Raw genomic sequence first — 13513 nt, forward strand, 5'->3', positions numbered from 1 at the left:
TAAATATTAATTGCAGAGTTTTATATTCTAGCCTTCAACTCTTGTTCTAAATGTTTTTTATCTTCTTCTGTTAAACAGTGTTTTTTTCTACTTTCAGAATCTTTATGAATTTCATAACACTTCGATAATATTCCATTTTGTTTTGAATAAAGCCCACACTTTTTACATAAAAATAAGTGAAAATTCAATTTAATTTTTTCCCATAATGAAGCTTCTCTGTATTGACTTTTATCACAAATTTTTGTTGCTTCGTCGCAGCTTATTTTCATTTTTTGTATTCTTTAATTTTTAAACCAACTTTCTTCCATGCATTTTCTTAATTGAGTTCTGGCTCTATGGATAATTACCCAAAGATTTGACGATGTAATGTCTAACTCCTTACAAATATCCTCTGTTTCAAACTGTTGAATGGTTTTCATTCTAAAAACCAAGGCATATTTATCTGGCAAAGCTTCAATACAATTTTCTAAGGCTTCACTCAATTCATCATTTTCAATAACTTGTTCAATTTCACTTCCCCAAGAACTTGGAGCGCGTTCTTCAATCCATTCTCCTTCTCTATCACCATCCGAATAAAAATTCATTTTAACTTCGGCCTTCCCTTTTGTTGAATTTATTTTGCGATAATGATCAATAATTTTTCTTTTTAAAATTGAAATTAACCACGTTCGTTCGCTTGCTAAACCTTTAAAATTAGCTTGAGCTTTTAACGCTGCAAAAAAAGTATCTTGTATAATGTCTTTTGCTAAATCTTGATTGTTAATTCTGCTAATTGTGTAGTTGTACAAATAATCGGCATGAAGTTCAATCCATTTATTTGGATTTAGAATATGTTTATTTGTTGATGACATTAAATTTTAATTGATTAAAAGCTAAAATAGCTAATTATTCCCAACGGATATAGGATATATTTATTTAGTATATTTTCCGATAAAATTAAAAAGCAACTTTTTGTCAATTGGTTTTGTTAAATAAGCATCAAAACCTACTCTTATAGCTTCTTTTTTGTCAGATTCCATTGCAAATGCTGATAACGCAATTATAGGTAATAAAGGTCTTTTCTTTTTAATCTCTTTCATTGCTTCATTTCCGTCCATAATAGGCATTTTAATATCCATTAATATCAAATCAATTTCAGGATGTTTATCTGATAATTCAGTTGCTTGTTTCCCATTATCTGCTTCAATAATTTTAAAATTGGTTTTCGAAAATAATTCTTGAATATACATCATGTTATACTCTTCATCTTCAGCTACTAATATTGTTAATTCTTGATCTTTCACTTGAAATATTGGTTTTTGGTCTTCTACTACAGAAGTTATTTGTGATGTTTTCGCTTTTATGAATGGTATTGTAAAATAAATAGTGGTTCCGTTATTATTAGAATCTATCCAAATTTTACCTTTAAATAATTCAATAAATTTTTTTGAAATGGCCAATCCAAGTCCTGTTCCTTGTAGTTTTTTTCTTAAATCTATATTAGCTTGAATAAACCGATCAAAAATTTGATCTTGAATATTTTTTTCAATACCCATACCAGTATCTTTCACGTAGAACTGAAGGTTATCTCCTATAAGTTGATAACCAAATTCAACACTACCTTCATCGGTAAACTTAAACGCGTTTGATAGTAAATTTGTTAAAACCTGATTCAACTTAACGTTGTCAATTTCAATAAAACTTTCCAAATCGGTTAATCCTTTTACACACCGTATTTTCAGGTTTGTTTCTTGGGCTTTAGGTTTGTAAAAGTTAAGTAAATTATCCAACAATTTATTTAAGTTAATACTTTCATAATGTAATTGAACTGCACCAGCTTCAATTTTTGAAATATCTAAAATATCGTTTACAATTGACAATAGTTGTTTGCTGCTATTAATTACAATTTTAGCATATTTTTGTCTTTCAACATCTGATAAATTAGGCTCTAAAAATAATTCTGAAAACCCAATAATTCCATTCATGGGTGTTCTAATTTCATGACTCATATTTGCCAAGAAAGACGATTTTAATTTATCGGACTCTTGCGCTTTTATTAAAGCAATTTTTAATTCATCTTCAACTTTTTTTCGTTGTATAGTTGTATTAATTTGATCAGCTACAAATTCTAATAATTGCACATCGTTTTCAGTATAGGCATTTTCATTTGTATAACTTTGCACAACTATTGCGCCAATAGAATTATTATTAATTAGCAAAGGAACTCCTAGCCAACATTCTGCAGCTGAACCTATTAATCCTACTTTTTTTTGTTTTATTAACTGATTATGTTCATTCTTCGTTAAAAATAATGGGATTTGTGTTTTTATTACATAACCTGTTAAAGAGTTTGTTGCAGGAAAGTCTTCAACTTCTTCTTTTTCATCAACAAAGACAGGTGTTGAAATCATGTCTGTTTCTTCGTTATAAAGTGCTATAAAAAAATTATTTGTGTTCATTATTTTATGCAATTCATTTTTAATAAACATTCCAAACTCATGAAAATCAATTGTAGTTAATGCGGCTTTCGAAATGTTATATAATACATTTTCAAGCTCTTCATTTTTTACTGTATCTGTTATATCTTTAACAACAGCATGTATTGTTTGTTTATTATCAACATCTTCAATTCTTGTTAGAGAAACTTCAGCTGGAAAAATATGTCCATTTTTTTGTTGATGACTCCATCTAAATCTATTGCTTCCATTTTCTAAAGCAATTTTAATCATTCTTTCAGATTTTATAAAAGAGCTTTCGCCTCCTTTTTGTATTTCAGGTGATACTTTAGATGGATGTATTTTAAAAAATGATTCTTTACTTTCGTATCCAAACATATTTAAAGTAGCCTCATTACAATCAATAAACACGTTATCTTTTAATATGAAAACCGCGTCAATTGTTTTTTCGAAAATTGCTTTATATTTTTTTTCTGATTTTTCAATTAATTTCTTGACATTAACTCGTTCAGTAATATCATCTACTAGGCAAGCAGCTCCAATTATATTATTTTTTGCATCTTTTAATGTAACACTATACCATTTACAAGTTATTATTTTTCCACTTTTTGTTATATTCTCATTGGTGTTTTTAAAACTTAAATTCTGAACGAATAACGTATCTCTAAGCTCTTTCATCTTAGAAATTAAAGGAGGTGGTGTTAATAAATCTTTACATATTTTTCCTTTAACTTCTTCTGCAGTATATCCAAAAATTCGTTCGGCAGCATCATTCCATTCTAAAATTTTATAATCTAAATCCCACATAATTGAAGCCAACGGTGTGTTGTTAAATTGATCTTTTAATCGTTGTGTTCTTTCAAATAGTAAATCTTCAGTGTTTTTTTGTTCTGTAATATCTTCTATTATTCCCTGAATATGAGTTATTTCATTATTTTTATTTCTAATTGCATCAATGCTAGATCGTATCCATTTAACTTCACCTTTTGCAGTAATTATTTTAAAAGGTTTTGGTTTTATTGTTTGAACATCGTTACTTTTAATTAACTTTATAAGTTCATTTCTAATAAATAGTAAATCTTCAGGGTGTACTATTTCTGCTATTTTTAATTTATTTGACAAGAATTCTAAGTTAGAGTAACCAAATAAATTGAACACGTTTTCAGAAACAAATTCAACAGGGAAATCCCATATGTTTTTAATTAGAATTGCAACTGACGAGCTTTTGTTTATAATATTATAAGCTTCTTGAATTTTATCTTCGGACTTTTTTTTATGTGTTATTTCATGAAAAAAAATTAACATTCCTTCATTAGAAGGTATAATTCTATTTTCAAACCAACGATTCCAAGGTTTAAAATAATTTTCAAACCGTATTGGTTGTTTTGTATTTAATGCTTTTTGGTAGGAGTCGTAAAATGTATCGCCTTCTTTCTCAGGAAATTCATTCCACATATTTTTTCCTATAAGCTTTTGCGGGTTTTTAATATTTAATAAAACTGCAGCTTCTTGATTTATGTATAAATAATTAGAGTTATGATCTAAAATTACTAAACCATCTTTTATGCTTGAAAGTGTATTTGAAAAAATATTTTTAGTAGTATCAAGTTTTCTGTTAGAATTAATTCTATCAGTAACATTTTCAGCTGATACAATTACATTTTCTAAGGTATTATTTTCAGATTCAACACTAAATTTAAGTAAAACATCAAATTCTTCACCTTCTAAATTTTTATTAACAGTTATTATTGAAGATTCTTTTTTACCTGTTAAAATATCTGTAACTAGTTGTGAAAACCCTTCAAATGATTTTTCTGTAAACACATTAGTTACATTCTTTAATAAATGTGATTTATCTTTAGCTTTATATAACTTAACGGCAGTTGCATTAACTTCTTTTATTTTTACTAAAGAGCTTAATTTTTGAATAACTTCATGATTGCCAGCAATAAAAGATTTAATATCTAAATTATTTTTTAAAATTTCCTTTTCAACGTAACTTTTAACTTCAGAAAAATCTTCTATCCAAAGGGCGATAGGTGCGTTTTCAAAAAAGTAAAAATATTTATCATTTAATTCTTGTTTTGTTGGCATAGGGGTTTTAGGATAATTTTATGGATTTTCAGTAACCTTAAATTTGTCAAAAGTTTTTATTTCATTATTTAAATATAGATAGTTAAATATAAGAACTTTATAATAAAAACAAAACATTATTTTTTAGGGAGAATTATTTTAATTTGTGTTCCTTTATTTATAAGGCTTGTTACAGAAATCGTACCTTTATGGTCTTGAATAATTTTGTTTGTAATAGCCAAACCTAGCCCAATACATTTTTGTTTATCTTCTGAGTAAGTGTTTACAACAAAAAATTCATTAAAAATAGCGGGTAAATTATCTTCTGAAATTCCAATTCCTTCATCAATAATTATAGTTTCTACGGTGTTTAAATTCTCTTTTATAGTTATTTTAATTGTAGTATTATTATTTGAGTAACGAAATGCATTATTTATAATATTCCTTAAAGATACTGCAAATTCAGTGACATCTATAGTTAAACTAATTGGGTTTTTAGAAAATTCACGTTCAATTTTAATGTTTTTCTCAACTGAGATAGCATTAAATTCATTTAAAATATCGTTTACTAATTCAGTGTAGTTTAAACTTTGAAAGGAGTACGTTAAATTAGGTGATTGTAGCTGTGAATATTTAGCAACTATTGTTAATAGTTCTAATGAAAAACTAGCTGAATTTTTAATTATTTGTAAATGTTTTTCTAATTTTTCAGGAGTATACTCTTCAAGATCTTCTAGAATCATATCTGTAAAAGAAAAAATAACTCCAACGGGGTTTCTTAAATTATGAATTAATTTACCAATAGATTTAGTATTGCTTTCTCTAACTGAGTTTAATTCGCTGGTTTTGCCCTTTAACCTTAAACTTAGATCTACTATTTTTTCTTCTAATTCATTAATGTAAACTTCAGAATTTTTTTTACTTTCACCCAAAATAGACTTATTTTGAAGTAAATATAATCTTATTATAATATTTTGCAAAATTAAATTTAACAGCTTAACTATAAATCTAATTTTGAAAATTTTAAAAAGAAATCTTTTTAAAACAAAACTTTTTTTTTTACTACTTTTACCTTTTAAGATTTAAACAATATAGAATGTCAACAGCAAAAAAAAGTTACAAAAAAATTACCACAAAATCATTAACGGAAATGAAAAACAATGGTGAGAAAATAGCCATGTTAACCGCTTATGATTATACCATGGCAAAAATTGTTGATAATGCAGGCGTTGATATTATTTTAGTTGGTGATTCAGCCTCTAACGTTATGGCTGGTCATGAAACAACTTTACCTATTACATTAGATCAAATGATTTATCATGCAAGTTCAGTTGTTAGAGCTACAAACCGTTCTCTTGTTGTTGTAGATTTGCCTTTTGGTAGTTATCAAGGAAACTCTAAAAGCGCCTTAGATTCTGCAATTCGAATTATGAAAGAATCTGGAGGGCATTCTGTTAAATTGGAAGGAGGAAGTGAGATTGCTGAATCTATTTCAAGAATTTTAACTGCCGGAATTCCTGTAATGGGACATTTAGGATTAACACCACAATCTATCTATAAATTTGGAACTTTTTCGGTAAGAGCAAAAGAAGAGGAAGAAGCTGAAAAATTAAAAAAGGACGCTAAATTGTTAGAAGAGTTGGGATGTTTTGCTTTGGTACTTGAAAAAATTCCCGCAAAACTAGCCAAAGAAGTTGCTGAAAGTTTATCTATTCCTGTAATTGGAATTGGGGCAGGAAATGGAGTAGATGGCCAAGTATTGGTGACACATGATATGTTAGGAATGACACATGAATTTCACCCACGTTTTTTACGCCGCTATTTAGATTTATATACAGAAATGAATGATGCTTTTGAAAGCTATATTAAAGATGTTAAAAACAGGGATTTTCCGAATGAAGACGAGCAATATTAAAAGCCTCTTAACTCCAACGTGTGATTTAATACTGAAAAGTAATAAAGAATATAAATTCTAAAAAACGAACCTAATTTATAGTTAAAAAGTCAAAGGGTTTATATTTTCTTAGATAGGAGTTTGGAATTTGTTTTTCTTTGAAAACTTAGAACTATAAAATCCAATATTCAAAAAATCAACCAATGAAAGTTTTACTTATCGATAGCAATCATCAAATACTTCAAACTGGTTTAGAAAAACTAGGCTGTATTTGTGAAATAGATTACACATCAACCAAACTTGAAATTGAAGAAAAAATAAATAAATACGAAGGTGTAATTATTAGAAGTAGGTTTAACATTGATCAGCAGTTTTTAGACAAAGCAAGCAACTTAAAATTTATTGCACGTGTTGGTGCAGGGCTTGAAAGTATTGATGAAGAATACGCCGAAAAAAAAGGAGTTTGTTTAATTTCAGCTCCTGAAGGAAACAGAAATGCAGTTGGTGAACATGCTTTGGGAATGATTTTAAGCCTTTTTAATAATTTAAAAAAAGCTGATTCTGAAATTAGAAATGGGAAATGGTTACGCGAGGCCAATAGAGGTATTGAATTAGAAGGTAAAACAGTTGGTATTATAGGTTATGGAAATATGGGCAAAGCCTTTGCTAAAAAATTAAAAGGTTTTGATGTTGAAGTTATTTGTTATGATATTAAAGAAGGTGTGGGCGATGAAAATTGTAAACAAGTTTCCTTAGAAGAATTGCAAGAAAAAGCCACTATTTTAAGTTTACACACTCCTTTTAACAAGCTATCCCACAATATGATAAATGATACATTTATCAATAATTTTAAGCATCCTTTTTATTTAATTAATACAGCAAGAGGTTCAGCTGTTGTTACAGATGATTTAGTTGAAGCACTTATTAGTAAAAAAGTTTTAGGAGCTTGTTTAGATGTATTAGAATATGAAAAATTATCATTTGAAAATTTATTCGAAAATGATACGCTTCCAGAAGCTTTTAATTATTTAATTCATGCAGAAAACGTACTACTTTCACCTCATATTGCAGGTTGGACTGTTGAGTCTAACATTAAATTAGCGCAAACAATTGTTGATAAAGTTGAAATTGAATTTTTTTCTAAAAAGACTTCTGAAATTAAGCCGAAAATTAAAAGAGTTACCGGTATTGGTGGACTTTTCTTTAAAACTGAAAATCCGACTATATTAAAAGAATGGTATAAAAACCATTTAGGTTTTAATGTTGATGATTGGGGTTGCACTTTTTTGGGGAAAGATAAAGAAGGGAAACCCGCAAGTACACAATGGAGTCCGTTTAAAAATGACACCACTTATTTTTCTCCTTCAACAAAAGAGTATATGTTTAATTATAGAGTTGATAATTTAATAGAACTTTTAGTTAAACTTAAAGAAGAAGGAGTCACTATTGTTGGTGAAGTAGAAGAGTATGAATATGGAAAATTTGGATGGATTTTAGATCCTGATGGAAATAAAATTGAACTTTGGGAACCAATTGATGCTCCTTTTTTATAAAAAAAATTGTAATTTTATAACACAAATTAAAATAAAAATAATGGAAATAATAGATGAAAACGGAAAAGTAATTCAAAAAAGTAACGAAGAAAGTAAAAGAATAGTAGCTGGTGTTTTAGCAATTGTACTTGGTGGGTTTGCTGTGCATAAATTTATTCTTGGATATACTAAAACGGGTATTATTCAACTAATTTTAACTTTTGCAACTTGTGGTATAGTAGGGATTATTTCTTTAATTGAAGGAATTATTTATCTAACAAAATCGGATGAAGAGTTTATTAATACTTATCAGACCAACAAAAAAGAGTGGTTTTAAAACAAAAAGGCTAGTGTTTATATACGAGCCTTTTTAAAAACAAAAGCTGGTTTTTATAATCTATAATTGCTTTGCCTTTTTCAAGAATATCAGCGCCTATAATTCCGTCTACAGCATTAGCTTTATGTTCGGTTAAAGCTGTGTTTACATGTGTTAAATCTAACAATACGATTTGACAGTTATAATAATTCCACTTTTTTAATTCTAATTTATTTTTTGAAGAAATTTTAGTTTCAATATCAATCGCTCCAGCACCAGCAGCTTTTGTTTCAGAATCTTTAACATCTAACTTAAATTTTTCAGATAAATTAATGTCAATACAAGAATTTGAAGCACCTGTATCTAAAATAAATCTACCTTTAATACCGTTTATGGTTGCTTTTAACTCAAAATGATTGGTGTTAATCTTTTTTAGGTTTATTTTAGTATAGCCTTTTCTTAAAAGAATTTTATTTAATCTCATGTAGATGTAGATTCAGTAATTTCATCTTTATTTTTTTCATTTTCAAGTCTACTTTCTAATTCTGCTTGAAACTCTTCCATCACTGGTTTCACGGTACTTTCAGGAATATCAGCAACTCTTATATACATTAAACCATCAATAGCATTATTAAACTTTGGGTCAACATTAAAAGCAACTAAACGTGCATTTTGTTTAACATATTTTTTAATTAAAACAGGCATACGTAAAGCTCCAGGTTCAATTTCATCAATAATTTTATCAAATTTATTCATATCAGCTTGAGTAGCATCAAAAACAAAGTCTTTATCAGCATCATTCAACTTTACTTTATACTCTTTCTTTGGATGAATATATTGCGCAATATATGGATCGTAATAATGAGACTTCATAAATTCAATCATTAACGATTTTGAAAAATTTGAAAACTGATTACTAATGCTCACTCCGCCAATTAAGTATTTATATTTTGGATAACGCAATGTAATATGAACGATACCTTTCCAAAGTAAAAACAATGGCATTGGTTTTTGTTGATACTCTTTTATAATAAAAGCACGTCCCATTTCAATAGAATATTCCATCATTGAATGTAATTCAGGCTCAAATTTAAATAGTGACTGAACATAAAAACCTTCAATACCATATTTTTGATAAATGTTTTTACCTAAGCCCATTCTATATGCTCCTACCAAACAATTAGCTTCATCATCCCATAAAAATAAATGATGATAATAACCATCAAATTTATCTAAATCAATAGACTCATTGGTTCCTTCTCCAACTTCTCTAAACGTAATTTCACGTAAGCGTCCAATTTCAAACATTATGTTTGGAATTTTTTTACTTGGAGCAAAAAACACTTCGTAATTTTTACTTTTAAGCAAACGACCATCACTATTTCTAAGTGCTTCAACTTCAAGAATCATTTTGTCAAGGTTTTTTTGACTAACAATTTTTTTTGGTAATTTTTGAATTTTTAAAGATGACGTGCTTAGTGTTTTTGATTCTTTTTGGAAAGGATTGGCTAACATATAAGTTTTTTTACGAATGAAATCGCAAAAATCTTGAGTGTCGGTATATTCTTCTTGGTCTTTTACATGTATTGGTTTCCCTATTCGAACTTTTATAATTCGTCCTTTTTGAGAAAGTAATTCAGAAGGGAGTTTGGCCGTTCTTAATTTGCTATTAAATTTTGATAAAACATAAAAAAGCGCACTATTTTTGGCGTGAAAATAAATTGGTATTACCGGAACTTTAGCTTTTTGAATTAATTTTATAGCGCTTTCTTCCCAAGGTCTATCAACTATTAATTTTCCATCTTTATAGGTAGATACTTCACCTGCGGGAAAAACACCTAACGGATTTCCTTCTTTAATATGCGCCAAGGCACTTTTTATTCCTGAGATACTTGACTGCTGGTCCTTTCTGTCTTCAAACGGATTAACAGGCATAATAAAAGGTTTCATTGGCTCAATTCTATGCAATAAAAAATTGGCAATAATTTTATAATCTGGTCGTTTTTCGATTAACAATTTTAACAATAAAACACCATCAATTCCTCCAAGAGGATGATTTGAAACGGTAATAAAAGCTCCATCTTTTGGGATTCTTTTTAAGTCTTCTTCGGGAATTTCAAACTTAATTTGTAAATCGTCTAGTAAGGCAGTAAAAAATTCTAAATCTTTTAAATGTTTGTGCTTGTTGTAAATTTTATTTATGGTAGAAATTCGGAGCACTTTCATAAGTAACCAACCAAAAAAAGTACCAATTAGTCCGTATTTATCAAGGTTAATTACTTTTGCAATTTCTTTTGCAGTTACTAGGCTCATCCGTTTAAATTATTGAGAAATACAAAAATACGTAAAATTATTGCATAACAACTTGCACTGTTCCTTTTGTTGCTTGTTTTAATAGCACTTTTCCTTTTTGTTCAATTTCAGAAACTGCTATTTTATTTGCGTGTCTAATGGTATATAATGAAACATTTTCAACATAACTTATTTGATATTTTAATTCTAAATCAATTAAAAATTGTTTAAAATTATTGAATTTATCTTCAATACATACTGAAAAACTTAATGCTGAATTTTGAATAAGATTTACTTTTAATTTATAATTATGTAAAATTTTAAATAATTCACTTAAATTATTTTCAACCATAAAAGAAAAATCTAACGCTGATATTGAGACTAAAATTTGGTTTTGTTTTAATATAAAACAAGGCATTTCAGGCACTAAATCATGACCTTTACCTACTTTAGTTCCTTTATTTTCAATGGTATAAAAAGAGCGCACATATAAAGGTATATTTTTATTTTCAAGAGGTTTTAATGTTTTCGGATGTATAACAGAAGCACCATAAAAAGCCATTTCAATAGCTTCATTATATGAAATTTGCTTTAGTAATTGGGTAGTTGTAAAAAAACGAGGATCGGCATTTAATACACCTTCAACATCTTTCCAAATAGTTAGGCTTTCAGCATTTAAACAATATGCAAATATGGCTGCTGTATAATCTGATCCTTCGCGCCCTAATGTGGTGGTTTTTCCGTTAGAATTAGAACCTAAAAACCCTTGTGTTAGATATACTATTTTTGAATTTAATGTTGAAATATTTTTTGAAGTCAATTCCCAATTTACTGAAGCATCCCTGAAATTAGCATCCGTTTTTATATAGTCTCTAACATCAATCCAATTGGTTTCAATGTTGTTTTCATTTAAAAAAGCGTTAACAATTTTAGTGGAAAGTAATTCTCCATAACCAACAATTTGGTCATAAATAAAATTATAATCAGTAGATTTATTTTTTATTAAAAATCCGCTTAATTGCCCAAGTAGGCTTTCTACTTCAACATAAATTGGATGATTTTTTTCTTCAAACAATTCATTTATAATTTTTAAGTGGTAGTTTCTAACAAATTCAATATTTTCCTGTAAATCATCTTTTTTGTAAAAATAGGAATCTGTAATTTTTTCAATTGCGTTGGTCATTTTTCCCATTGCAGAAATCACAATAAGCGTATTTTCATACCCTTCATGTTTTAAAACCCGAAGCATATTTTTTATGCTTTCAGCATCTTTTACTGATGCTCCACCAAACTTAAAAATTCTCATTTTAAAGTGTTTCTATATAGTTTTTAATTGCTTGTTCGTTCATTTGTGCTGTATTCCAATCGCCCAGCACAACAGCGCCAGTTTTTTTATAAAACTCAATTGCAGGTGTATTCCAATCTAAAACTACCCATTCAATACGTTTTACACCTTTTTTATAACCATATTCAATTACTTTGGCGTATAAAGCACTTCCAATATTTAATCCTCTTTTACTTTTTGTAACAATTAAATCTTCTAAATGAATTGTAGGGCCTTTCCAAGTTGAGTAACGTGGATAAAATAATGCCATTCCAACAATCTCATTATCTTGTTCAGCCACAAAAGTTTTAAATAATGGAGTTTCTCCAAAACCATCCTTTTCTAAATCTGCTATAGTAACTATTACAGCATCAGGTTCATTTTCAAAATGAGCCAATTCTTTTATTAATTTTAAAACAGATGGCATATCCGATTTTTCTCCTTTTCTTATTTTAAAACTCATTTCAAAAAATATTTTGTTTTTGCTAAAGTAAAAATCTTTAATTTAAGAAATTGAAAAACAAGGCGCTTTTTAAAAAATATTTTCTCGATATTTGTGCAAACAAACAACTCAATACATTTATGCCAAACAAGAACCTTACTTTAGGAGAATTTATAATTGAAAATCAAAAACACTACAAATCAACTTCAGGGGAATTTAATAGATTAATTAGCTCAATTAAATTAGCTGCTAAAGTTGTTAATTATAAGGTAAATAAAGCTGGTTTAGTTGATATAACTGGTAATGCAGGCGAAACAAATATTCAAGGTGAAGATCAGCAAAAATTGGATGTATATGCCAATGATGTTTTTATGCAAACTCTTATAAACAGAGAAATTGTTTGTGGAATTGCCAGTGAAGAAGAAGATGAATTTGTTACAATTAAAGGAAAACATGGAACAAACGAAAATAAATACATTGTATTAATGGATCCTTTAGATGGGTCTTCAAATATTGATGTAAATGTTTCTGTTGGTACTATTTTTTCAATATATCGCCGTGTAACTCCTATAGGAACACCGGTTGAAACAGTTGATTTTTTACAACGCGGAAATCAACAGGTAGCTGCAGGATATGTTGTTTATGGAACATCTACAATGTTGGTTTTAACATCAGGCCATGGAGTGAATGGATTTACCCTGAATCCTGCAATAGGAACATTTTATTTGTCTCATCCAAATATGAATTATCCTGAAATCGGGAAAATTTATTCAATCAACGAAGGAAATTATGTTCATTTCCCGCAAGGAGTAAAAGATTATTTAAAATATTGCCAAGAAGAAAAAGAAAATAGACCTTATACATCACGTTATATTGGTTCATTAGTTTCAGATTTTCATAGAAATATGATTAAAGGTGGTATTTATTTATATCCTACAAGCACTAAAAATCCACAAGGGAAATTACGTTTACTTTACGAATGCAATCCAATGGCTTTTTTAGCTGAGCAAGCTAACGGAAAAGCAAGTGATGGTTATATGCGTATTTTAGATATTAAACCAACTGAATTACATCAGCGTGTACCTTTTTTCTGTGGAAGTACAACAATGGTTGATAAAGTTGAAGAATTGATGGCTAAATACCCTGAAGATGCAAATTATGCATTAATAGAGGATTAATTAAATTATTTTTTATTAATTTTATAA

11 protein-coding genes and 1 pseudogene are annotated in these 13513 nt (G+C 28.3%); 4 read left to right on the forward strand and 8 right to left on the reverse strand.

Annotated features, from left to right (window positions below; all coding sequences use genetic code 11):
- Positions 1–20 precede the first annotated feature (20 nt).
- From Q0352_RS00590 to Q0352_RS00605, 4 genes are all read right to left on the reverse strand, one after another.
- The gene (locus Q0352_RS00590) at positions 21–269 is read right to left on the reverse strand and encodes a hypothetical protein (protein ID WP_299521956.1); all 249 of its coding nucleotides are present in this window, start codon (positions 267–269) and stop codon (positions 21–23) included.
- A gap of 12 nt (positions 270–281) precedes the next feature.
- A complete protein-coding gene (locus tag Q0352_RS00595) occupies positions 282–851 on the reverse strand; it encodes a sigma-70 family RNA polymerase sigma factor (protein WP_299521959.1) in 570 nt (189 codons plus the stop codon).
- 60 nt (positions 852–911) lie between these two features.
- Complete coding sequence (locus tag Q0352_RS00600) at positions 912–4529, reverse strand: PAS domain S-box protein (protein ID WP_299521962.1); 3618 nt, start codon at positions 4527–4529, stop codon at positions 912–914.
- A 116-nt stretch (positions 4530–4645) separates the two neighbouring features.
- Positions 4646–5440: a sensor histidine kinase KdpD gene (locus tag Q0352_RS00605; RefSeq protein ID WP_299521965.1), complete on the reverse strand. Its 795-nt coding sequence runs from the start codon at positions 5438–5440 to the stop codon at positions 4646–4648.
- Between the two features lie 164 nt (positions 5441–5604).
- Between Q0352_RS00605 and panB the strand changes: the two genes are divergently transcribed.
- From panB to Q0352_RS00620, 3 genes and pseudogenes are all read left to right on the forward strand, one after another.
- Positions 5605–6423 (forward strand): 3-methyl-2-oxobutanoate hydroxymethyltransferase, encoded by an 819-nt coding sequence (gene panB, locus Q0352_RS00610; RefSeq protein WP_299521968.1) that lies wholly within the window; start codon positions 5605–5607, stop codon positions 6421–6423.
- Between the two features lie 182 nt (positions 6424–6605).
- Positions 6606–7538: pseudogene (locus Q0352_RS00615) on the forward strand (2-hydroxyacid dehydrogenase); the annotation flags it as partial.
- A 457-nt stretch (positions 7539–7995) separates the two neighbouring features.
- On the forward strand, positions 7996–8271 hold the full coding sequence (locus Q0352_RS00620) for a TM2 domain-containing protein (protein ID WP_299521971.1): 276 nt from the start codon (positions 7996–7998) through the stop codon (positions 8269–8271).
- Between the two features lie 10 nt (positions 8272–8281).
- On the opposite strand, the gene Q0352_RS00625 is transcribed toward Q0352_RS00620, so the two are convergent.
- Genes Q0352_RS00625 through Q0352_RS00640 form a run of 4 tightly spaced genes read right to left on the reverse strand, consistent with a single transcriptional unit; the run spans position 8282 to position 12329 of the window.
- Positions 8282–8734 (reverse strand): retropepsin-like aspartic protease, encoded by a 453-nt coding sequence (locus Q0352_RS00625; RefSeq protein WP_299521974.1) that lies wholly within the window; start codon positions 8732–8734, stop codon positions 8282–8284.
- Positions 8731–10563 carry a lysophospholipid acyltransferase family protein gene (locus Q0352_RS00630; protein WP_299521976.1) on the reverse strand — a complete coding sequence of 611 codons (1833 nt, stop codon included), beginning with the start codon at positions 10561–10563 and terminating at the stop codon, positions 8731–8733. Before Q0352_RS00630 ends, Q0352_RS00625 begins: the two co-directional genes overlap by 4 nt.
- A 37-nt stretch (positions 10564–10600) precedes the next feature.
- On the reverse strand, positions 10601–11848 hold the full coding sequence (locus Q0352_RS00635) for an aspartate kinase (protein WP_299521979.1): 1248 nt from the start codon (positions 11846–11848) through the stop codon (positions 10601–10603).
- Position 11849: 1 nt separating this feature from the next.
- Positions 11850–12329, reverse strand: coding sequence for a GNAT family N-acetyltransferase (locus Q0352_RS00640; protein WP_299521982.1), 480 nt, complete (start codon positions 12327–12329; stop codon positions 11850–11852).
- Positions 12330–12448: 119 nt separating this feature from the next.
- Between Q0352_RS00640 and fbp the strand changes: the two genes are divergently transcribed.
- On the forward strand, positions 12449–13486 hold the full coding sequence (gene fbp / locus Q0352_RS00645; RefSeq protein WP_299521985.1) for a class 1 fructose-bisphosphatase: 1038 nt from the start codon (positions 12449–12451) through the stop codon (positions 13484–13486).
- Positions 13487–13513: the final 27 nt, after the last annotated feature.

The organism is uncultured Lutibacter sp., from assembly GCF_937891065.1.
Classification (GTDB): domain Bacteria; phylum Bacteroidota; class Bacteroidia; order Flavobacteriales; family Flavobacteriaceae; genus Lutibacter.